The organism is Enterobacter sp. ECC-249 (assembly GCF_043965265.1).
Classification (GTDB): Bacteria; Pseudomonadota; Gammaproteobacteria; order Enterobacterales; family Enterobacteriaceae; genus Enterobacter; species Enterobacter quasiroggenkampii.
Genome location: NZ_CP143660.1, coordinates 1,658,418 through 1,680,870, shown reverse-complemented (window position 1 = coordinate 1,680,870; position 22,453 = coordinate 1,658,418). Strand labels below are relative to the sequence as shown.

Annotated in this window: 21 protein-coding genes; 12 read left to right on the top strand and 9 right to left on the bottom strand. The window is 58.0% G+C overall.

Annotated elements, in window-relative coordinates; all coding sequences use genetic code 11:
• The first annotated feature begins 207 nt into the window (after positions 1–207).
• The 10 genes from V1587_RS08030 (at position 208) to V1587_RS07985 (ending at position 8,554) form a co-directional block, all read left to right on the top strand.
• Positions 208–798, top strand: coding sequence for a hypothetical protein (locus V1587_RS08030; protein ID WP_371898833.1), 591 nt, complete (start codon positions 208–210; stop codon positions 796–798).
• A 233-nt stretch (positions 799–1,031) separates the two neighbouring features.
• A complete protein-coding gene (locus V1587_RS08025) occupies positions 1,032–1,889 on the top strand; it encodes a MurR/RpiR family transcriptional regulator (protein ID WP_371898832.1) in 858 nt (285 codons plus the stop codon).
• 127 nt (positions 1,890–2,016) lie between these two features.
• Positions 2,017–3,345: an aspartate aminotransferase family protein gene (locus tag V1587_RS08020; protein ID WP_371898831.1), complete on the top strand. Its 1,329-nt coding sequence runs from the start codon at positions 2,017–2,019 to the stop codon at positions 3,343–3,345.
• Positions 3,342–3,896, top strand: a complete 555-nt coding sequence (locus tag V1587_RS08015) for a carboxymuconolactone decarboxylase family protein (protein WP_371898830.1) — start codon at positions 3,342–3,344, stop codon at positions 3,894–3,896. The genes V1587_RS08020 and V1587_RS08015 overlap by 4 nt, the downstream gene beginning before the upstream one ends.
• A gap of 125 nt (positions 3,897–4,021) precedes the next feature.
• Positions 4,022–4,774 carry a glutamine ABC transporter substrate-binding protein GlnH gene (glnH, locus tag V1587_RS08010; RefSeq protein WP_371898850.1) on the top strand — a complete coding sequence of 251 codons (753 nt, stop codon included), beginning with the start codon at positions 4,022–4,024 and terminating at the stop codon, positions 4,772–4,774.
• Positions 4,775–4,825: 51 nt separating this feature from the next.
• Positions 4,826–5,482 (top strand): glutamine ABC transporter permease GlnP, encoded by a 657-nt coding sequence (glnP, locus tag V1587_RS08005; RefSeq protein WP_116341329.1) that lies wholly within the window; start codon positions 4,826–4,828, stop codon positions 5,480–5,482.
• A 2-nt stretch (positions 5,483–5,484) separates the two neighbouring features.
• Positions 5,485–6,207, top strand: a complete 723-nt coding sequence (glnQ, locus tag V1587_RS08000) for a glutamine ABC transporter ATP-binding protein GlnQ (protein WP_371898849.1) — start codon at positions 5,485–5,487, stop codon at positions 6,205–6,207.
• 21 nt (positions 6,208–6,228) lie between these two features.
• The gene (locus V1587_RS07995; RefSeq protein ID WP_371898829.1) at positions 6,229–7,260 is read left to right on the top strand and encodes a C45 family autoproteolytic acyltransferase/hydolase; all 1,032 of its coding nucleotides are present in this window, start codon (positions 6,229–6,231) and stop codon (positions 7,258–7,260) included.
• Between the two features lie 232 nt (positions 7,261–7,492).
• On the top strand, positions 7,493–7,948 hold the full coding sequence (locus V1587_RS07990) for a hypothetical protein (RefSeq protein ID WP_371898828.1): 456 nt from the start codon (positions 7,493–7,495) through the stop codon (positions 7,946–7,948).
• A gap of 291 nt (positions 7,949–8,239) precedes the next feature.
• On the top strand, positions 8,240–8,554 hold the full coding sequence (locus tag V1587_RS07985) for a hypothetical protein (RefSeq protein ID WP_371898827.1): 315 nt from the start codon (positions 8,240–8,242) through the stop codon (positions 8,552–8,554).
• Between the two features lie 69 nt (positions 8,555–8,623).
• Here the strand turns inward: V1587_RS07985 and V1587_RS07980 are convergent, their stop codons facing one another.
• From V1587_RS07980 to V1587_RS07960, 5 genes are all read right to left on the bottom strand, one after another.
• Positions 8,624–8,785: a hypothetical protein gene (locus V1587_RS07980; RefSeq protein ID WP_258885730.1), complete on the bottom strand. Its 162-nt coding sequence runs from the start codon at positions 8,783–8,785 to the stop codon at positions 8,624–8,626.
• 219 nt (positions 8,786–9,004) lie between these two features.
• Positions 9,005–9,139 (bottom strand): hypothetical protein, encoded by a 135-nt coding sequence (locus V1587_RS07975; protein WP_371898826.1) that lies wholly within the window; start codon positions 9,137–9,139, stop codon positions 9,005–9,007.
• Between the two features lie 18 nt (positions 9,140–9,157).
• Positions 9,158–10,021 (bottom strand): efflux RND transporter periplasmic adaptor subunit, encoded by an 864-nt coding sequence (locus V1587_RS07970; RefSeq protein ID WP_371898825.1) that lies wholly within the window; start codon positions 10,019–10,021, stop codon positions 9,158–9,160.
• Positions 10,018–10,233 carry a DUF1656 domain-containing protein gene (locus V1587_RS07965; RefSeq protein ID WP_371898824.1) on the bottom strand — a complete coding sequence of 72 codons (216 nt, stop codon included), beginning with the start codon at positions 10,231–10,233 and terminating at the stop codon, positions 10,018–10,020. Before V1587_RS07965 ends, V1587_RS07970 begins: the two co-directional genes overlap by 4 nt.
• Positions 10,226–12,208, bottom strand: a complete 1,983-nt coding sequence (locus V1587_RS07960) for an FUSC family protein (protein WP_395314552.1) — start codon at positions 12,206–12,208, stop codon at positions 10,226–10,228. Before V1587_RS07960 ends, V1587_RS07965 begins: the two co-directional genes overlap by 8 nt.
• 76 nt (positions 12,209–12,284) lie before the next feature.
• Between V1587_RS07960 and V1587_RS07955 the strand changes: the two genes are divergently transcribed.
• Complete coding sequence (locus V1587_RS07955) at positions 12,285–13,079, top strand: helix-turn-helix transcriptional regulator (protein ID WP_371898822.1); 795 nt, start codon at positions 12,285–12,287, stop codon at positions 13,077–13,079.
• Here V1587_RS07955 and V1587_RS07950 read toward each other — a convergent pair.
• On the bottom strand, positions 13,076–13,966 hold the full coding sequence (locus tag V1587_RS07950; RefSeq protein ID WP_395314551.1) for an oxidoreductase: 891 nt from the start codon (positions 13,964–13,966) through the stop codon (positions 13,076–13,078). The genes V1587_RS07955 and V1587_RS07950 overlap by 4 nt on opposite strands.
• Positions 13,967–14,071: 105 nt before the next feature.
• Between V1587_RS07950 and V1587_RS07945 the strand changes: the two genes are divergently transcribed.
• Entirely contained in the window at positions 14,072–15,193 is a 1,122-nt protein-coding gene (locus V1587_RS07945; protein WP_069720322.1) for a YbdK family carboxylate-amine ligase, read from the top strand.
• Here the strand turns inward: V1587_RS07945 and V1587_RS07940 are convergent.
• The 3 genes from V1587_RS07940 to V1587_RS07930 form a co-directional block, all read right to left on the bottom strand.
• Positions 15,144–18,278: an efflux RND transporter permease subunit gene (locus V1587_RS07940; RefSeq protein WP_371898820.1), complete on the bottom strand. Its 3,135-nt coding sequence runs from the start codon at positions 18,276–18,278 to the stop codon at positions 15,144–15,146. The genes V1587_RS07945 and V1587_RS07940 overlap by 50 nt on opposite strands.
• Before the next feature lie 9 nt (positions 18,279–18,287).
• Positions 18,288–19,349: an efflux RND transporter periplasmic adaptor subunit gene (locus V1587_RS07935; RefSeq protein WP_395314550.1), complete on the bottom strand. Its 1,062-nt coding sequence runs from the start codon at positions 19,347–19,349 to the stop codon at positions 18,288–18,290.
• A 145-nt stretch (positions 19,350–19,494) separates the two neighbouring features.
• Positions 19,495–22,203, bottom strand: coding sequence for a cation-transporting P-type ATPase (locus tag V1587_RS07930; protein ID WP_371898818.1), 2,709 nt, complete (start codon positions 22,201–22,203; stop codon positions 19,495–19,497).
• Between the last annotated feature and the right edge of the window lie 250 nt (positions 22,204–22,453).

Genomic DNA, 22,453 nt, shown 5'->3' with positions numbered 1-22,453 from the left:
TACTGTTCGTGTCGCGGGTTGGCGGGCTTGTAGGCCGGGTAAGGCGCAGCCGCCACCCGGCAATGCCATCCTCTGTCGTCAAAACACGGGATCTTAGAACGGTATAGGTCTTGTTGATGCACGCTTCGGTACTACGTTTTCCTGGTAATTGTCTGCCGCAATTCCTCTGTTACTCTGGCGGTGCTCAAAGGATGACAAGGAAGAACAATGCTGAACCCCGGATTCGTTACCCGCAAAGCGCTTGCTCAGTGGCAGGATGTTCCCGCTTTTCTCCGCCAGTTCCAGTTTCATGAAAAACACCGAACGGTCATTCATACTGCGCATCCTGAAAATATTCTGCCGTTGATTGCAAACTTTGACGTCCGGCAAGATGCCGTGATTCGTCGGCTGATGGCTTTACGGCAATTACCGCAAAAACTTCTCCGCAATCAGCAGGCTGGCTCAATCAGCGACTTTGGCCTGCACAGTTTTACCCTTTTGAAAAACTCCGCATCTGAACTCTGCTACGGCTTAAAAGGACAATTCTGGCGGACCAGTTTCGGTCTGGAAAACGCACCGGATGCCAGCGCGTTTCAGTCGCCAGCCGCGCCGGGCAGCGCAAAGCTGTTGCTACGCTATAAGGTAACGGAACTGACGCCAGGTCAACATGAACTCTGTACGGAGACCTTCGTCTATTGTCCGGACAAACGTACTCACCTAAAAATGGCAGCCTACTGGCTGGCAATACGGGCCGGGAGCGGCTGGATCCGCAGAAGGACGCTGAAAGCGGTTAAGTCGAATATCGAAGGGCTGGAATGAGCGAGGAGCAGCGCTATGCTGCATAGAAAACAGTCTTACCTTTGGCCTTTATCATAATGATCATCAGATTGGTTTCGCGCGTCTGATAACCCCCCCTGTTCAGCTCCCCGTTGACTTATTCACTCTGTGTTTTCATCATCCGTTTCTGAGACAACGCGAACCCGTTCGGTCTGTGAAGATCGAACGTAAGTTGATGACAGCAGCGCTAACCTTAAAAAGCGGGACTATTTGCTATGAATCCAAGGGAAAATATTGTCAGTACATTCAGTGAATTGTCTGCAGAATTGCAGCGTGCTGCCGAGTTCTCGCTACAGAATACCAATCAACTGGTCGTGCTATCGATGCGTGCCTTCGCCAGTGAAGCCGGTGTAAAACCCGCCACGCTGCTGCGGTTAGCGCAACGATTAGGCTACAACGGCTGGGGTGAACTCAAGGACGCATTCATCGATGAACTCGGGCTGCGCAATGATACATATGTATCCAAAGCCGAGAAGCTGATCGCCAAAGGCACTCAGCCGCAGCTGTATGAAGAGGTGTTTCAGGCGCATCAGGCCAATTTGGCTTTTACGCAGCATGAAAACCATCAGGCCATGGAGCAGGCCGTATCGCTGCTGGACGCCGCTGAGAATGTCTATATTTGCGGATTCCGGGCCAGCTTTCCTATCGCCTGGTCGCTGTTTTATGTCTATCGACTGTTCAACCGGCAGGCGTCGTTAATTGATGGTCTGGCGAGCAATATCGAAGTGTTCACTCGAGAATTAACAGCACAAGATTGCCTGTTACTCACCAGTTTTGCCCCCTATTCCCGTGAGTCGCTCGATGTCCTGCACGCGGCCCGGCAGGCAGGCGCGACGATCGTCGCCATCACGGATTCTCCCGTCTCGCCATTAGCCCAGGCTGCCGATTGCACGCTGCTGTTCTCCATAGACAGCCCGTCGTTTTTCCCTTCCGTGGTGTCCGGCATGGGGCTGGCCGAGTGTTTACTGGCGATGCTGGTCGCGCGCCATGGTCGGGATGCAGTGAATAAAATCGAAAATGCTGAACGCTACCTTATTAACTCTGGTGCCTATGTGGTGCCCGGGAAACCCTGAAAAATAATTCATTTGCATCCGGCATAAGAAAACAGAATACATTTGAATCAAAATGAAATTGACGTGATACAAATGAATCCTGCATGATGCGCTTCATTAGCACAGCGCATTCAGGAGCAGGACCAGCATGACCCATATCATTCACCGCAGTCTACGCAGCACGCCCACCGTGGCGGTACGCGCCCAGGGGGCGTACATTTTTGATGCACAGGGAAAACAGTATCTGGATGCCTGCGGTGGCGCCGCCGTTTCCTGTTTAGGCCACGCGCATCCTGACGTGCTGGCTGCGATGCATCGCCAGATCGATCGGCTGGCCTATGCCCATACCAGTTTTTTTACCAGCGACACCGTTGAGCAGCTTGCTGAGCATTTGATGCGCACGGCACCAGGCGACCTTAACTATGCCTATTTCGTTTCGGGCGGTTCGGAAGCGGTTGAAACCGCGCTTAAGCTGGCGCGCCAGTATTTTGTTGAGATCGGCCAGCCGTCGCGCACCAAATTTATCGCCCGTAAGCAGAGCTATCATGGCAATACCCTTGGGGCGCTCGCGGTGGGAGGCAACGAATGGCGCCGCCGCCAGTTTGCCCCCTTGCTGATCGACGTGATCCGCGTTTCGGCCTGCAATGAATATCGCGACCGCCGCGATGACGAAACCCAGCAGCAATACACCACGCGTCTGCTCAACGAGCTGGAGCAAGCCATTATTGAGGCCGATCCCGACACCATTATTGGTTTCTGCGCAGAAACCGTGGTGGGGGCCACCACCGGCGCCACCCCGCCTACCCCGGGCTATCTTAAAGGTGTACGCAACCTGTGTGATAAATACGGCATCCTCTATATCGCGGATGAAGTCATGTGCGGCATGGGACGCACCGGCACATTGCATGCGTTTGAACAGGATGATGTGGTGCCGGATTTGGTGACTATCGCGAAAGGGCTGGGGGGTGGCTATCAGCCGATTGGCGCAGTATTAGCGAGCGAGAAAATTGTCTCAGCGCTGCAGGCCGGTAGCGGTCTGTTCCAGCACGGACACACCTATATTTGTCACGCGACCGCCGCGTCTGCAGCCCTGGCCGTGCAGCAGGTGATTGCGCGCGATAATTTGCTGCAGGCGGTCAGGCAACAGGGGGCTTACCTGCACAGCGCATTGCGTGAAGTGCTGGGGGAATTACCGCACGTCGGTGATACGCGTGGACGCGGCTTGTTTGCGGGCGTTGAGCTGGTACGCGATAAAGACAGCAAAACCCCCTTCGATCCAGCCCTGAAGCTGCATGCAGCAATCAAAGCAAACTGTATGTCACGTGGGCTGATGGTCTATCCAATGGGTGGAACCATTGACGGGCAGTATGGCGACCATATCCTGATCGCCCCCCCGTTTATTGTCACGCCTGCCCAGCTCGACTTTGTGGTAGACACGCTGAACACCGTTATTCGCGAAGAGACCGGCAAATTATGATCAATCGTTTACCGCCGCTGGCGGAGCATGAGTGGGACGACCAGCAGCGCGCGTTGGCCGAAGAGATAATCAACGGGCCCCGCGGTGCGCTGCTGCCACCTTTCGAGCCGCTGCTGCGCAGTCCAGAGCTCATGGCGCATGCGCAGCGCATGGGGGAATACCTGCGTTATCGCAGCGCGCTGGGACAGCGCCTGTCGGAACTGGCGATTTTGATGACCGCGCGGCACTGGTCGCAGCCTGTTGAGTGGGCGATTCATGCGCCGATAGCGCGCGAGAAGGGTATTTCTGCCGCGGCGGTGCTGGCGATTAATGAAAAGCGTCTTCCTGAGGATCTGCAGCCGGATGAATGGGCGGTCTATCACTTTTGCAAGGAGTTACAGGAGCAGCAGAAGGTCAGCGATTCCACCTGGCAGCACGCTATCGCGCTGTGGGGCGAGAAAGGCGTGGTGGATCTTATCGGCATCAATGGTTATTACAGTTTTCTCTCAATGGTAATGAACGGCGCACAGACGCCGGTACCCGACACCCGGGATGATATTATTCCCGCATAAGCTTTCGTTTTAAATTTGGCGCATGAAAGTGCGCCCTGCATATCAACATTTTATTTCCCCACCCCGCCGATGTATTTCGCAGGGTGACATTCATGCACGCTACTTCACTGACGCCGAGGGTTATCATGTCTGGATTATTAACTAAATTAAAAGTTACGTTAGCGCTGGTCGCTTGCTCCGCCAGTTTTGTGGCACAAGCGCAGGATAAATTAACGGTTGGCGTGGATACCGCCTTTGTCCCCTTTGAATTTAAACAAGGCGATAAATACGTCGGCTTTGATATTGATTTGTGGGATGCCATCGCAAAAAAAATGGATGTCAGCTACGAATTACGCCCGATGGACTTCGGGGGACTGATTCCGGGTTTGCAATCACGTAATCTGGATGTCGCCATGGCGGGCATTACGATAACCGACGCGCGTAAACAGGTCGTCGATTTCAGCGACGGTTATTATGATGCTGACTTATTAATGGCGGTGAAAAGCAGCGATAATACTATTACTAAATTCAGCGATTTAGCTGGAAAGAAAGTGGGATTAAAGCAGGGAACGGCGGCGGCCAGCTTTATGAAAAGCAAATATAAGGCGAACTATGTCGAATTCCCGAATATCGACAACGCCTATCTTGATTTGCAGGCAGGTAACCTTGATGCCGTAGTGCATGATTCCCCCAACGTGCTCTATTACGTAAAAACGGCAGGTGATGGCAAAGTGAAATCGACCGGCGAGACTGACAGCATTCTGCCGCAGCACTACGGCTTTGCCATGCAGAAAAACAGCAGCCTGACGCCGAAGATCAACGCTGCTCTGCAGGCGCTGCGTGCGGACGGGACTTACAGCAAGATTTACGTGAAGTGGTTTGCTAAACAGCCAAAATAATCCCGCCAGGTCGGAGCGATCCGACCTCGTTGCATCTTAACGGGTAACATGATGAATTTCGACAGTAAATATATTTGGGAGTCCCTGCCGCTGCTGTTGCAAGGACTGCAGCTGACGCTGGTTATTTCATTATCAGGTTTATTAGGTGGTTTTGTTATTGGCCTGCTGGCGGGAACCTGTCGGGCGCTCGGAGGGAAAATATCAAAGACAGTCTCGTTAGTTTTTGTCGAGTTAATCCGCGGAACGCCTATTATGGTGCAGGTGATGTTTATTTACTTCGCACTTCCCATGGTGTTACCGATTCATATCGACCCGGTAACGGCGGCCATTACGACCATTGTAATTAACTCGGGTGCTTATATTGCAGAAATCACCCGAGGGGCGATTCTTTCGATTAATAAAGGATTTAGAGAGGCCAGCCTGGCAATGGGATTATCCCAACGCAGCACCCTATGGCATGTCATAATGCCGCTGGCATTACGCCGTATGATCCCGGCGTTAGGTAATCAGTGGATTATCAGCATTAAAGATACCTCGCTGTTTATTGTTATTGGTGTGGCGGAATTAACTCGTCAGGGGCAAGAAATTATTGCCGGTAATTTCCGCGCGCTGGAAGTCTGGACCGCAGTGGCAATGATTTACCTGCTGGTGACGCTGTGCCTGAGTTTCCTGCTGAAGCAACTGGAGAAGAGGATCCATATTTTATGAGCATGGTTGAATTTAGCGCAGTGTCGAAAAATTTCGGCGCCACTCAGGTGCTGCACGACATCAATTTAAAAATTGACGCCGGCGAAGTCGTGGTGATCATCGGCCCTTCCGGTTCGGGCAAATCAACGCTGCTGCGCTGCATTAACAAGCTGGAGGAAATCTCCTCCGGCACGCTGCTGGTAGCGGGAATGCACATTACCGACCCTCACGCTAACGAATGTGATATCCGCCGCGAAGCCGGGATGGTGTTTCAGCAGTTCCATCTGTTCCCCCATCTGACGGCGCTGGAGAATGTGATGTTTGGTCCGGTTCGCGTACGCAAACAGAGCAAAGTCGCCGCGCGGGAACAGGCGCTGGCGCTGCTTGACCGCGTTGGCTTACGCGAACGCGCCAGCCACTACCCATCAGAACTCTCTGGCGGTCAGCAGCAACGCGTAGCCATTGCCAGAGCCCTGGCAGTGAAACCGAAAATGATGCTGTTCGACGAGCCAACCTCAGCGCTGGACCCCGAATTACGGCATGAGGTGCTGAAAGTCATGCGCTCGCTGGCCGAAGAAGGCATGACCATGGTGATTGTGACCCATGAAATCGGCTTCGCCCGCGATGTGGCATCCCGGCTCATCTTTATTGATGGCGGTACCATTGCCGAAGATGGTCCACCTGATATGCTGCTGAATAGCAGTCGCAATCCCCGCCTGAAAGAATTTTTGCAACACGTATCCTGAACAGAAGTGAATGATAATTCTATGAAAAAAATCGACATTCGTGGTTCCGCTTTTGCAGTAGGTCAGGCGCTTGGCGCGTTCGGCCGCGAGGCCTGGCATGCAAAACTGACGCAAACGGCCTTGTGGCAAACCGTTACCGCTATGAAAGACGCAGAACAGACCCGGAGCATGCGCTCGCGGGTCCAGTCTCAATATCCCCTGATCTGGCAGGAGCTGGAAGGTTTGGCCGAGGGCCTGGATGCACCGTTTGATGAGGTGTTTGCCTGGAACTGCCGTGGCGATCTGGTGCGCTCAACCTCCGATGGCTGCACCACGGTAGCAGGAAGCACCGCGGAGGGAGAGCTGATTATCGCGCATAATGAAGACGGTTTTCCGCAGCTTCGCAACGACTGCGCCATCGTCAGCATCACCCCGGATGACGGCCTGGCGTTCACCAGTTTTGCCTATCCGGGATCGATTTGCGGACATACCTTCGCCGTAAACGAAAAAGGCGTGGTGAATACGGTGAATAACATACGCGCTTTGCACCGTCCGGAAGGAATGCCGCGCCAGATACTTGCCCGGGCTGCGCTGAATGCCACCACGCTAGATGAAGCCATCTCCATACTGACCACCGGGCCACGCGCCGGTGCATTTCATCATACGCTGGGGCAACGGGGAGACGGCCGGCTGTTCAGCGTGGAGGCGACGGGAACAGGCTGTTCCGTCACGCCGCTGCGGGACGTTTTCGCCCATGCTAATCACCTTATCCACCCTCAGCTTGATGCGGTTGAGCAGGTGATCACTGACAGCTCCCGGTCACGCCAGCAGCGGCTAAACGCCTGGCTGGAGACGCAATCTCACCTTGATGGCGAAGCGGCGCTGGCTATTCTCTCAGACCAGCATGATCCCGCGCTCCCGATTTATCGTCTCTCACCACACGATCCTGATGAAGAGAACACGCTGGCCACGGCCATTTTTATCCTGAGTAAGTCGGATATTGAATGGCAGATATTCACTCACGATCGGCAAAAACCTGTTTTACAGCAGGAATGCCCGGCGGCGCTGCGCTAGCGCGGGCCTACAGGGCTGTGATTTTTGTAGGCCGGGTCAGGCGTAGCCGCCACCCGGCAATGCACTTCTGGAAGCCGCCTCGCAAACCTGCAAGCAACCTTATGTAATTCAGGGGCATCCCCTTTCCTTCCTTTTTACACCGCCGTAAAGTGCCTGCGTTGCGGCACATCAGTAACCGGGCGTAGGAACCCGTTAGCATAACATGACATTTTTTGGACAAAGAGGATGCTAAATGGCTACTAACCCTGAATTTTCCTACGCGCTTTCTGAGAAAAGCGCTGTTCATCATCTCATCAATCATCCAATTTCCGATTCCGCGGATCTCTTCGAACTGGCCGATGCCTGCGCCGCTTACGTAAGCGTACTGGTGGAAACTGACGACGCGGTGACGTTTGCCACGCTCTGTACGCGATTACTGGCTGCGCTGAAACGGCTGCGCGAGTGCTGTGACTCGGAACTTCCGCCGTATCTGGTTGAACAGTTGGTTGCGGGGGAAAAGATTACCTCCTGCGTGCCGGACTGCTGGCAGGAAACGACGTTGCAGGTGGATTATGCCGTAGCGTTAACGCTGGCGGTGATGGGCGGAACACTGCCCATGAGCGTGGCGAAAGAACTGACCGGGCTGCTGCATGATATGGTCTGGTTGCTGGCGGAGTTTGTGAAGGAGCCTTATATCACGGCGCACTGAGACGGGTGATGGAAGGCCGGAATTCTGCGAGGTAAGAAGCAGGATTTCGCCTTACTCAAAGTACAGAGTAGTTTGTTGAATGTCCGTTAAGAGCGATTAACAGAAGTTGGCAACTATCATTGATGGGCAAGACAACCAACAAAACAGTTCAATACAGTGACTATTAGACTGGTGATTGTACTTACCCCATTATCTTCTTATAATATTTTGGATAAGAAGTTTGACAAGCAAGAATTATCGATTTGATCATTTTGATTTCTTAAGTAATTATATTCTCCGCAAGGATATTCAATGCGCTATACACCAGTTTTAATTGTCCCTTTATTAAGTGCCTGCAGTTTCAGTTTTATGAAGTTTGATAATGACCCACTAGTACAAGCGACATACGCATCTGGTGCGACCAAAAGTTCAGTTATTGCTGCGGGTGGAAAAGCAGAAAGTGAGATGAGTGTTCCAGAAATTAAAGGGACCTGCATCAACTACACGCTAAAAAAAGATGCAGAGACAATGCCTTTTTATGTGGCGTTCGATAAGAATGGAAACCGAACACATTATGGCTATATTTCCTGCCAACAGGCGAGAGCCAAAGGAATATTTAGTCAGTAAATTTGATTAGAACATCATCCCTCTTCTGTCTATAAAGACAAGAAGAGGAATGTATAAATTACTTATACATCAGTAACCTGCAGCCTTATTAGCTGCTTTTATACGCTTGTTTCTTGTGTCTTTTTCTTGTTTGTCTTTAGCTTGCATTATCCCACCTGCAGCATTCACCCAATCATTTGCGGTACAGCCTGACAATACCATACTCAATATTAGTGCAAATACATATTTCATTTTAGTTTCACCACCTAATTATTGTACAAATAACGTCCGTGTAATACTCATTGTATTTGACACTTACGGAGTAAATTTAACATAGAATCACATTACCAGCAACAGGAGTATTTCTAGCCCCGTTTATGTAACTGGTGAGTCATATTCATTAGCTTAAAAAATTTGAGTTGCATGGTAGAAAATAGACCAGTAGCTAACAAAACGACATATCATATTAAATCAAATATTAAATAGTGAATCATTTCCCTTACGCACATCAACCACACATAGCTGATTTAAATGACTGCTCGTTACACCGCCAATATCGGCAGTGCGATGTTCTGCTTCTGGTACAAAAAAGACATTCATACTCACATCTATCACCTTCCCTCTCTACCGCCCCACCGCCACGCTCGCCGACAGCCCCGCCACCAGCTCAACTCCCTCCGGCAACCTGTCGATATGAATGCGCACCGGCACGCGCTGCGCCAGCCGCACCCAGCTAAAGGTAGGCTCAACGTCGGGCAGACCCAGCCCGCCCGTCTCGTCGTTGCTGTCCCCAATTCCGTGCCCGATGCTCTCCACGTGCCCCGTGATGACCGGCTCGTAACCCATCAGCACCACCTGCGCGGCATCCCCGACGCGAATATGGCGCAGCTTGGTCTCCTCAAAGTACCCCACCACCCAGAAGCTATGCGCATCGACGATGGCGACCCTGGTCTCCCCCGCCGTCGCGTAGTCTCCGGGGCGAAGCCGCAGGTGGGTGACGTACCCTGAGACCGGCGCACGGACGGTGGCGTGCGCCAGATTAAGCTCGGCCAGTTCCAGCGCGGCCAGCGCACCGTGATAATTGGCCGCCGCGACGTTCGCCGCGCTGCCGGTTTGCTGAAGATCCTCGCTGGAGATGGCGTTTTTAATCAGCGTGCGACGGCGGGCCGCATCCTGGCGCATCAGCATCTCATGACGTTTCGACTCCACGTCAGCCTGCGCGCTGGCCACCGCCAGCTTAAGCCAGCGCGGATCGATGGTGTACAGCACATCGCCCCGATTCACCCACTGGTTATCCCTGACGGCCACGCTGATGACGGGCCCGGAGACGTCCGGCGCAATCTGCACCACATAGGCCCGCACGCGCCCGTCGCGGGTCCACGGCGTTTCTGCGTAGTGTTTCCACATCATAAACGCCAGAAGCGTAGCCGCCGCGACGGCGCTTAACGTCAGCGCATAGCGAGCCAGTAAAGAGAGCAGTGATTTCATGACAATAACCCCAACGCGGTCAGGCCCTGCATTAGCAGGAAAAAGGTGGCAATCCAGGTTGAAACATCCATCAGCGGGCGAAACGGCAAGCGTCGGTACCCCCTGCTGAGAGAAAAAAGCGCGACGAGGCCCAGCGTGCAGACCAGCGCCGCAAGAGCGACGACGAGCAGCCCCGGGATAAAAACCCCGCCGATATTGAGATCGTTAACCATGGTCAGGCCCCCGTAGTGCGCAGTGCAGATCCGCCAGCCTGAAGACAAACTGGCGCGTATGTTCATCTGCTGCAGGCAGATGGCGCTCGATAAGTGTGGTGATGAGTTCGCGTAAGGCGTCGCAGTCTGCGGCGTTTATCCGATGAAAAAGTGCGTCAACCTCCCTGCCGGGCGGTGCGTCACTGCGGCGTAAATGCATGACCGACAGCCCCAGACGCAGCGCGTGTAACAGCCGATCGAGCGCCTGCTCTGGCGCGCGCTCGCTGCGCTGCAGGCGCGGCAGCAACAGGGCGGTTCGGTCCATCATCAGGTTGATCCAGTGCGTTTCGTCAACCCGCAGCGTGCCTTTCACGCAGCGGCGAATGTCGCGCTGGCAAAGATTGAGCAATCGCGCGATAGCGCCATCCGCCTGCACGGTTTGCAGCAGGCTCATGCTGATGACGGCAAAGCCGGTCGCGGCAAATAGCGCAATGGCGGTGTTGGCCGCAGCGGCGAAGTCTCCGCTGTAGTGAGCCCCCAGCTCGCACAGAATGGGCAGTGTCAGGGTGATCCCCATCGCCATAAACGTGGTGGGCGGGCGCGCCTGAAGCGACCCGGCCAGCAGATACGCAGGGGCAAGCACCGCCACCAGAACCGGGAAGTCGCTCACCAGCGGCAGCAGCGCAAAGCTGTAGAACAGGCTAATCACCACGCCCCAGAACGAGCCAATGATGTATTTCAGAATGTGCGGTGCCGGGGTGTCGAAACTGCCAAACAGCGTGCAGCAGACCCCCAGAATAGACACCGCCGTACCGCCATCCGGCCATGCTGAGAAGATCCAGACCAGACAGCCGCCCAGAATAATGGCGAAAGCCCCCAGCGCCGTGCGGGCAGCGGTAAGAGGATCGCGGTGGAAAACGTAGCCTTTCGCCGCGCGGGTTTGCATCTCCCCCAAGACGGGTTTGGCGTGGAGGATGGCCCCGGAAAGACGCTCGCACTGCTGCAGAAGCGCGATAGCCTCCGAGAGATAGCGAATAAAACTGACCTGCAGCGCGTCTTCAAACGTCTGCGCCTGCGCGGCATACCGATCGATGAGAAGCGCACAGCGGTGCCGTAATGCCTCTGCCGTGCTGCTGAGGCTAGTGCCTTCACCGGCCAGCCAGGCCTGAACATCCTCCATCAAGGCCTGCTCGTCGGCGAGCAGGTTTCCGATCGATGGCAGGCGATCGTGCAGTTCACAGTTGATGATAACCAGCCGCGCCAGCCGATCGTGAATCGCTTTCCTGGCCTGCCGCACCGGGGCGGAGAGGGCAAAATCATACGGAATATGGTGGCTTATGCCCTGCAGGAACTGCAGCGCCAGGGCCAGATGCAGCGGGCCGGAAGCCGCATCTGGCTTGCCCGCTAAGGTATCCGCCACTCGCCTGCGCGCGGCCTGGAGCGTCTGGGATAATTTAGCGTTGAACAGTCCTGATACGCGCGCGGGCAGCACGTAGCGGTGAATCAGCGCCGCGCAGAAAATCCCTATCGCGATCTCCTGTACGCGGACGATGGCGACGTTAAAGATGCCGCCGGGATCGGCTACCGCTGGAAAACCAATCAGGCTTGCGGTGTAGCCGGCCAGCACAAAGGCATAGGCCCGGGGCGTGCGCTCCAGCAGGGAGAGCCAGAGGCAGAACGTGATCCAGCCCGTCAGCGCCACGCTACACAGGATCGGCGTATTCGCGAAGGTAGGTACAATCAGAACGGTCGCGCTGGCACCCACCACGGTTCCGGCCAGACGGTAGAGGCTTCTGCTCAGCGATGCGCCTACCGACGTCTGGGACACGATGTAAACCGTAATAATGGCCCATGAGGGACGTTCAAGGCCTATCGACAGCGCGATGTAATAAGCGAGCATCGCCGCGGCAAAACTCTTCGCGGCGTAGTTAAGCGCCCCAGCGTCGTTTTGCAGCGCGGCGGGCAGGCGCACGGGATAAGAGAAGATATTATTCATGCCGGGATTATTACCGGCTTGCAGTGCTGCTTAAATACTCTATTCTGTCAAAAAATACCTGAATGTTGCCAGAATCGTGAAGCCTCAATCTGCTACTACGCTGTATGACCCTGACTCTACCGACTCTCCTGCCGTGGCGCGTCATCTGGACTTAGTGGACTACGCGGCGGAAGTGCCGGTGCATAGCCACCGGAAAGGACAGCTGATTATTGCCCGGTACGGAGCGGTCAGCTGTTACGCAGAAAATGACATCTGGATCGTGCCGCCTGACTGCGCCGTCTGGATCCCCGGCGGGATCCCGCATAGTGCCAAAGCGACCTGGAACGCGCATCTGAACTATCTGTTTATTGAGCCCGGCGCGGCAGCGCTGCCTGAGAGGTGCTGCACGCTGGCGATCTCGCCGCTGATTAAGGAGCTGGTCGATCGTCTGACGCGTGAGGGCGTTGATTATCCGCCCGACGGCCATGTCGCCAGGCTAATCAGGGTCACGCTTGATGAGCTTGCCAGCATGCCGCAGCAGAAGCTGAGCCTGCCGGTTTCAACCGACCCTAAAATTCGCGCCATGGCCGACGCGCTGGTCAGCCGCCCTGAGGACCGAAGCACCCTGAAGGAGTGGGCGAAAAGGCTTGCCCTCAGCGAGCGCTCGTTTGCCCGCCTGATGCAGCGCGAGACCGGGCTGAGCTTCGGACGATGGCGCCAGCAGCTGCATTTAATTATTGCCCTGCGGGAACTGGCAAGCGGCGTGCCCGTCCAGAACGTGGCGACAACGCTCGGGTATGAATCCGTGAACGCGTTTATCACCATGTTCAGAAAAGCGATGGGCAGCACGCCCGCCCATTACTTTGCTGAACGAAAAAGCAGCGGCCGTTAACCCGGCCCCTCGCTCCCCGCCGCCAGCAGCGGCACCATCACGTCGCTGATGGGCACCGCAATGCCGTGTTTGCGGCCGTAGCGCTGGATGACGCCGTTGCGGATATCCCACTCCATCGGGCGATCCGCCTGACGGTCAGCGAGAATCGACGTCCCCAAATCCACTGGCGCGCGCTGGAAGTTCGCCAGAATCTCCTGCGCCACGTCATCGGCCAGCTTCGCCCCTTCGGCACGGGCGACGGCCAGCCCCTCGCGCAGGTAGGCCAGCGAAAGTTCGCTGATATCCTCGCGCCTGAACATCCCGGCACGGCGGTTGGCCAGCACCATCAGCCCGGCAACCGCGTTTTGCAGCAGCTTGCGCCAGGCGACGGTGGGGAAATCTGCCGAGAGTGCAACTTCACAGCGCGTACCGCGAAGCGCCTTCACCACCCGCTGCGCCTGCGGCACGTCCGGCAGCGTCAGGCGCGGTTTGGCGCGCAGCCAGACGGAGGCATCCGGCTCGCGCTGCGCCGGGAACCAGACCACCGAGGGCAGCACAGTCGCACCACTGACCAAAGGCTCAAGCTGCGCCTTCTGTTCCACGCCGTTTTGCAGGGCGCAGACCACCGTATTTTCATCGCACAGCGCGCGCAGCCAACCGGCGCTGTCGGCATTTTGCGTCGTTTTCACCGCGATAAACACGAGGTCAACGGGGCGCGAAATGGCCGTCGGATCGGTTAATACCGGGCCGGGCACCACCGTTTCACCCTCGTCGTGACGCAGGCGTAACGCCGCGTGTGCGGTCCGTCCGCAGAGCAGCGGCGTGCGGCCCGCGTCATGCAGTGCCGCGGCAATGGTGGTACCAATCGCACCGGGACCAATCAGCGCAACGGTTGGATAGTCAGACATGATTCACTCCCCTTTTGCTAAGCCTGCTATCAGTTATACCACCCTGAGACGAGCGCGCCACACCCGTTGTCTATACTCAACACTCTACAGACAACGGAGTGCGCCATGCCTTTACCCGATTTCAAATCCTCTGAACCGTTCACCCTTGGCATCGAGCTCGAACTGCAGGTGGTTAACCCGCCGGGGTACGATCTTAGCCAGGACTCCTCCGCGCTTATCGCCGCCGTCAAAGACGACATCAAAGGCGGTGAAGTCAAACACGACATCACCGAAAGCATGCTCGAAATCGCCACCGGCGTGTGTCAGACCATCGACCAGGCGGCGGCGCAGTTCTCGGTGATGCAGCAGAGCATCCTGCGCGCCGCGGCGGAGCAGCACATTCAGATCTGCGGCGGCGGGACGCATCCGTTTCAGAAATGGCAGCGTCAGGAGGTGTGCGACGACGAGCGCTATAACGTCACGCTGGAGCGCTTTGGCTATCTGATTTTGCAGGCGACGGTGTTCGGTCAGCACGTTCACGTCGGCTGCCGGACCGGGGATGACGCCATTTACCTCCTGCACGGCCTGTCGCGATTCGTGCCGCACTTTATTGCCCTGGCGGCCGCCTCGCCGTACATGCAGGGCACCGACACAAAGTTCTCCTCGTCGCGGCTCAATATCTTCTCCGGGTTCCCGGATAACGGGCAGATGCCGTGGGTTAACAGCTGGCAGGAGTTCGAAGGACTGTTCCGCCGCCTGAGCTCCACCAGCATGATCGACAGCATCAAGGATCTGCACTGGGATATTCGCCCCAGCCCGCATTTTGGCACCGTGGAGGTGCGGGTAATGGATACGCCGCTGACGCTCGGCCACGCGATTAACATCGCCGGGCTGATTCAGGCCACGTCGCACTGGCTGCTGACCACGCGACCGTATAAGCATCAGGAACGGGATTTTCTGCTGTACCGCTTTAACCGTTTTCAGGCGTGTCGCTACGGGCTGGAGGGGATCCTGACGGACGTGCACACCGGCGAGCAACGAACCGTGGCGGAAGACATTGCCTGGCTGCTGGAGCAGGTGGCGCCGTCGGCCGATAAGCTCGGAGCCACAAGCGCAATCAATGAAATTGCCCTGCTGTTAAAGCAGGGCAAGAGCGAGGCGCAGCGCATGCGGGACTTTATCGCCGACGGCGGCTCGCTTATTTCTCTGGTGCAGAAGCACTGTGAGCTGTGGGCGACGAGTCCGTAAGGCCGTGGCCCCACTCGCGCAGGCGCTGGAACAGCACGAACAGCGCCGGGATAAACAGGCTCCCCACCACGGTCGCTACCAGCATGCCGCTAAACACCGTGGTGCCGATGATGCGGCGGCTCTGGGCACCCGCCCCGGTCGCCAGCATCATCGGCAGGACGCCGATAATGAACGACACGGCGGTCATCATCACCGCGCGGAAGCGGCGCGAGGCCCCTTCCCGCGCGGCATCGACAATCGCCATTCCGTCCATGCGCCGCGCGCGGGCAAACTCCACGATCAGGATCGCGTTCTTGGCGGCGAGGGCTATCAGTAGCACCAGACCAATCTGCACGTACACGTCGTTGGCGTATCCGGCCATCCACAGCCAGACCAGCGCCCCGCCGATGGCGAACAGCACCGAAAGCATCACGCTCGCCGGGAGCGTCCAGCTCTCGTACTGGGCGACAAGGAACAGCCACGCCATCACCACCGCCGCCAGCACGATCCAGATCGCCTGATTGCCGGTCTGCTGCTCCTGGTACGACATGCCGCTCCAGGCGTAGTCGTAGCCGGCCGGCAGGCTTTCCGCCAGAATCTCGCCCATCGCCGCCATCGCCGTGCTGCTGCTCACCCCAGCCGCTGCCGAGCCGCTCACCGACACGGACGGGAACTGGTTGTACTGCTGCAGGAACGGCGCGCCGACGGTCGGCGTGATGGTGACAAGATTGCTCAGGCGTACCCGCTCGCCGCTGTTACTGCGCACGAACAGCTCGCTAATCTGCTCGGCGCGCTCGCGCCACTGCATCTCGTTTTGCATCACCACGTGGTAGACGCGGTTGTTGATGCTGAAATCCCCGGCGCGGGTGCCGCCAAAGGCGGTTTGCAGGCTGCTGAAGATGCGCGACACCGGCACGTCGAGGCGCGCGGCGCGCTCGCGGTCAACGGTCAGCGTCAGCTGCGGCACGTTGCTGCTCCAGGTGGTGAACACGCGGCTCAGCTGCGGGTGCTGGTTGGCTTTCGCCAGCACCTCACGCGTCACGCGCTCCAGCTCCGCCGGGCTCTGCCCAGCCTGGGCCTGGATGCGCAGGTCGAAGCCGGAGGCGTTGCCCAGTCCCGGCAGCGTCGGCGGCGCGAAGGTCATGATGGTCGCTTCCGGCAGAGCCAGCAGCTGGCGCTGCAGGGTGCCCATCACCTCCTCCAGCGGCGGGCGGTCGCTCCAGTCCTTCAGCATGATGGAGATAAACCCGCCGTTGGAGGCGCTGGTGCCGTTGAGGATGTTAAACCCGGAGACCTGAATCACGTCTTCAACCGCCGGGTTTTTGGCGATTAACTCGCGCGCCGTGGTCATCACCGCTTCGGTGCGCTCCAGCGAAGCCGCTTCCGGCAGCTGAACGCTGGCGAAGAAGTAGCCCTGGTCCTCCTGCGGCAGGAAGCCTTTTGGCATCGACGTAAAGCTGAACAGCACGACTGCCGCCGCGCCTGCGGTGGCCAGCAGCGCCAGCCACGGACGCAGGTTTAAGACATTCACGATGCGGGTGTAGAAACCGCGCGTGGCGTCCAGCCCGCGGTTAAAGGCGCGATAGACTGCCGCCGGTTTCTCCGGGGGCGGACGCAGCAGCATCGCGCACAGGGCGGGCGTCAGGGTTAGCGCCACGAGGCTTGACAGCGTCACGGCGGTGGAGAGCGTCACCGCGAACTGGCGGTAAAGCTCGCCGACAATCCCCGGCAGCAGCGCCACCGGCACAAACACCGCCAGCAGCACCAGCGTGGTCGCGATGACCGGCCCGGCAATCTGGCGCAGCGCCAGCGCGGTCGCCGCCGTGCGGCTCTGCCCTTCCGCCATCAGCGTTTCAACGCTCTCCACCACCACGATGGCATCATCCACCACCATGGTCAGCGCCAGAATAATGGCAAACAGGCTGAGGGTATTGGCGGAGTAGCCCAGCGTGTAGAGCACCGCAAAGGTGCCCACCAGCGACACCGGGATAGCGAGGGCGACAATCAGCGTCGCGCGCCAGCTCTGCAGGAACAGGGAAACGACCACCACTACCGCCAGCATCGTCAGCGCCAGCGAGACGCCGATCTCTTTAATGGTCGCGGCAACAAAAGAGGTGGTGTCGAATTTCACCTCGTAGACCAGGTCGTCCGGGAAGCGCGTAGAGAGACGCTCCAGCTCCGCGCGTACCGCATCGGCCACGCGCAGGGCGTTGGCGGACGGCGTCGGATAAATGCCGAGGTAGGCGGAGTCGTGGCCGTTCAGCTGCGCGCCGGAGCTGTAGCTGCGCGAGCCGAGCTCGATGGTGGCGATGTCCTTCAGGCGCACCAGCTGGCCCATCTCGCCCGCGCGGATAATGATGTCGGCAAAGTCTTCAGCCTGGCTTAAGCGCCCCAGCCCGTTGATGGTCAGCGTCTGCTGCTGGCCGTTAAACACCGGCGGCGTGCCCACCTGACCCGCCGCGCCCTGCACGTTCTGCTCGCGCAGCGCCTGCGCCACGTCATCGGTGGTGACGTTCAGGGCGTTCATGCGGTCCGGGCGCAGCCAGATGCGCATGCTGTAGTCGCGTGCGCCGAACATCTGCACCTGCCCGACGCCGGGCAGACGGGACAGCGCCTCGCGCACCTGGGTGCTGGCGTAGTTGCTGACGAACAGCGGCGTGTGGGTGTTGTTCGGTGAGTAAAGACTTACCCCCATCATCAGGTTGGTGGCACGCTTGCGCACCTGCACGCCGTTTTGCTGCGCCTCGGCTGGGAGCTGCGCCACGGCCTGCGCCACGCGGTTTTGCACGTCGATGGCGGCGAGATCCGGATCGGTGCCCGCCGCAAAGGTAATGTTCAGGCTGTAAGTGCCTTCGTCCGAACTGGTGGACTCCATGTAGAGCATATGATCCACGCCGTTCAGCTGCGTCTCCAGCGGCGTGGCGATAGCCTCCGCCACGTCAGCCGAGCTGGCGCCCGGCCAGCTGGCAGAGACGTTCACCACCGGCGGCGTGATCTGCGGGTACTGCTCCACCGGGATAATCCTCAGCGCAATGGCCCCCAGCAGGGTGATGACCAGCGCAATCACCATCGCGAAGCGCGGGCGTTTGATGAAAAACGTCAGCATGATGGCTCCTTAATTCAGTATCTGGACGGCAGCGCCCGGCTGCACGCGCTGCGCGCCGTCAGTAATCGCTCGCTCACCGGCCTTAACGCCGGAGGTAATCTGGAACTGCTGGCCGATTTGTCCGGCGACCGTCAGCGAACGCATTTCGGCTTTGCCGTCGGCGTTAATCACCCAGGCAAAGAATCCGTCGCCATTCTGCTGTACGGCAGCGGCGGGCAAGGTCAGCACCGGCTGCTCGCTTGCCGGACGCAAAAACACGTTCACATTGCCGCCGGGCAGCAGCTGATGACGCGGATTGGCAAACTCGGCGCGCAGCATCACGCTGGCGGTACGCGGGTCAATGCGGTTATCCACTGACGTCAGCTCGCCGCTGACGCGCTGGCCGTTGCTGTCGATCAGCGCCTGCCAGGCACGCTTCATGGCGCTGATATCCGCATGCTGTCCGGCTTTGGCGGCAAATGCCCCCTCTTCCAGCGAAAAGGCGATGCGGATCGGGTCAAGCTGCACCACCTCCACCAAAACGCCGCTCGCCGGGTTGACCAGGCTACCCACGTGGAAGCTGCTGTGCCCCACGCGGCCGTCAATCGGCGAGGTGATGCGGGTGTAGCTCAGGGTGACGTTGCGGGCTTCAAGCCGGGCTTTCGCCTGCTCCAGCGCGGCACTGGCGACGTCTCGCTGCATGCGGGCGTTGTCCACGTCGTGACGGCTGATGGCGTTGCTGCTGCCGAGACTTTCAAAGCGAGAAAGCTGCTGCTGCGCCTGGCGCAGCGTAGCTTCGGCGCTTTTCACTTCGGCCTGCGCCAGGCGCAGTGCGGCGCGCGGCTCGGCGTCGTCCAGCTCAAACAGCACGTCGCCTTTTTTCACGTACTGCCCGTCACGGAAGTGGATTTTGGCGATCGTACCCTCCGTGCGTGCGCGTAGCTCAACGGTGTGAATGGCTTCGATGCGGCCCGGGATCTGGCGCTCGGCGGCGTGGGCGGTTTGCTCCACGGTGGCGACGCGAACGGGAATGGCGGCGAATGCGGGTTGCAGGATGCAGGCGAGGAGCGCGAACAGGAGTGGGAATTTCATGGCAGTACCTCAGATATGTTCCCCTCACCCCGGCCCTCTCCCTAAAGGGGCGAGGGAGAAAACCGAGCCCAAGGGAGAGTACCAGACTGTCCCCTCTCCCCTATGGGGAGAGGATTAGGGTGAGGGGTAAGGTTTTAAGGTTTAGTTATGCAGCCTTACGGAACCTGCGGGTCAGTCGCTTCTCAATTTCGACGACGAAGAACATCACGCCTGCAACGGCCAGGGTCACAAACCAGTAGCGCAGCGGCAGGGCTTCGGTGCCAAACAGCATCTGCATAAACGGCAGGTAGATAATCGCCGCCTGGAGCAGGAACAGCACGCCCGTCACCAGCCAGATCCCTTTGTTCGCCAGCAATCCACGGTTCAGGGAGAACCCTTCGGTGTTGCGGCAGTTAATCATGTACACCCACTGGGCGCAGACCAGCATCTGCAGCAGCACGGTGCGGATGAACTCCGCGCTGTGGCCGCGCGGGGCCAGCCAGGCTTCCAGCGCAAAGGCGGCGATGGCAATCATGGTGCCGACGAAGGCCACGCGCCAGACGGCGTAGGCGTCCATCACGTGCTGCCCGGTCTGACGCGGCGGACGGCGCATGATGTTGCGCTCGGCGGCCTCAAAGGCCAGGCCGAAGGAGAGCGTGGCCGAGGTCGCCATGTTCATCCACAGAATCAGCACCGGCGTCAGCGGAATGATGTTCCCCGCCAGCAGCGCAATCACAATCAGCAGACCCTGCGCCAGGTTAGTCGGCATGATGAACAGGATGGTCTTCTTCAGGTTGTCGTAAACGCGACGCCCCTCTTTCACCGCGCTGGCGATGGTGGCGAAGTTATCGTCCGTCAGGACCATATCCGCCGCCTCTTTGGTCACTTCCGTACCCTTAATGCCCATCGCAATGCCCACGTCCGCCTGACGCAGCGCCGGGGCATCGTTCACGCCGTCGCCGGTCATGCCGACGATTTCGCCTTTGTCCTGCAGCGCTTTCACCAGGCGCAGCTTATGCTCCGGGCTGGTACGGGCGAAGATGTCATACTTCACCGCCGCGTCCGCCAGTGCGGCGTCGTCCATCTTCTCCAGCTCGTAGCCGGTGACCGCCTGCTCGCTGTTGGTGATCCCCAGCATCTGGCCGATACTCATCGCCGTCTGCGGGTGATCGCCGGTGATCATCTTCACGCGGATCCCCGCCTGCTGGCAGGCGTTAATCGCGTCAATGGCTTCCGGGCGCGGCGGATCCATCATCCCGGCGATGCCGAGGAAGATCAGGCCGTGGCTCAGGTCGTCGTGCGTCAGCTCTTGCTCGCCGTTCGCCGGCTTGAATGCCGCGGCAACCATGCGCAGCCCCTGACGCGCATAGCGCTCCATTTCGGTTTCCCAGTACGCGCGGTTGAAGGCTTCCGCACCGTTGCGGGTCTGCTGCTGCGCGCACAGGGCGAAAATGACGTCCGGCGCGCCGGTGATCAAAATCTGCTCCTCACCGCCAATCTGGTAGTGGGTGCTCATGTACTTGTACTGCGAGTCGAACGGGATCTTATTTACCAGCGTGGTCATCACCGGCTCAAGGCTGGCCTTCGCCGCCAGCACCTTCAGCGCGCCCTCGGTCGGCCCACCGGTAATGCCCCACAGGCCGCGCTCGTCCTGAATCAGCTGACTGTCGTTACACAGGTCGATGGTGCGCAGGTACTGCTCCAGCACGGTGCCCGGCTGGATCTGCACCGGCTCGTCGCTGCCTTCCAGATAGATGTTGCCTACCGGCTCGTAGCTGTTGCCGTCCACGCGGTAGCAGGCGTCGGCGGTGATGATGGCTTTAGCCGTCATCTCATTCATGGTCAGGGTGCCGGTTTTATCCGAGCAGACCACGGTCATCGCGCCGAGCGTTTCAACCGTCGGCAGCTTGCGGATAATCGCCCGCTTGCGCGCCATCGCCTGCACGCCAAGGGAGAGGATGATGGAGATAATTGCCGGCAGACCTTCCGGTACGGAGGCCACCGCCAGGCTAATCAGGGAGAGCAGCAGCTCGCCCATCGGGATCTCGCGGAACACCAGGCTGAAGACAAACAGCGCGGCCATCATTGCCAGGATAATGGCGAAGATCGCTTTACCCAGCTTGTCCATCTGCACCAGCAGCGGCGTACGGTGCTTCTCGATACCCGCCATCATCTGGTTGATGTGGCCGAGTTCAGTATCCTGACCGGTCGCGGTGACCACGCCGACGCCGCCGCCCGCGCTGACGGTCGTCCCGGAGAAGAGCATATTGGTGCGATCGCCCAGCGGTAATTCGCCGCTCAGCGGATTAACGTGTTTATCCACCACGGTGGATTCACCGGTCAGAATCGCCTCTTCCACGCGTAAATTATGCGCTTCAATTAAACGCATGTCCGCCGGAATACGGTCCCCCGCGCGCAATACAATAATATCGCCCGGGACTATTTCAGTTGTGGGTATAGTTTCGTGGTTGCCGTTACGAATAACGCGCGCCTCGCTGGAGAGCATATTACGAATACTCTTCAGGGATTTTTCCGCGTTGCTTTCCTGAATATGGCCAATTAAGGCATTGATTACCGCTACGCCCAAAATAACCAGCGTATCAACCCAGTGGCCCATTATTGCCGTTAATACGGCAGCGGCCAGCAGGACATAAATCAGTACATCATTAAAATGGGCTAAGAAACGCAGCCAGGCGGGTTTGCCTTTTTTCTCCGGCAGCGCGTTCGGCCCTTTTTTTTGCAGACGCGCCTGCGCCTCTGCACGATCCAGACCGCTGGCCTGGCTCTGCGCGTGAGCAAGCACCTGCTCTACGGTCTGCTGGTATGCCAACCCGCCGGAAGGCGGCACGTTAGGAGTCAATTTTTTTTCAGTCATCGTTTTTTTCCTTCAATTTCCGGTGAACAGAAGCCTGAATTCCTTTCGGGCTTAAATAAATTCATTTTAAAGTCTTGCGGGTAAAATTGATCTACCGCAATATAATGACTTCTCGGTTATTCAAAACTGATTAAAACTATTTCGATGATCTGATTTTTACAAAATATTTCTAAACCAATACTAAACGAGGGGGAACCATGTGGGGTATTTATCGCGGGCGCAGACTGGTGTTATACGTTATCGCGGCCAT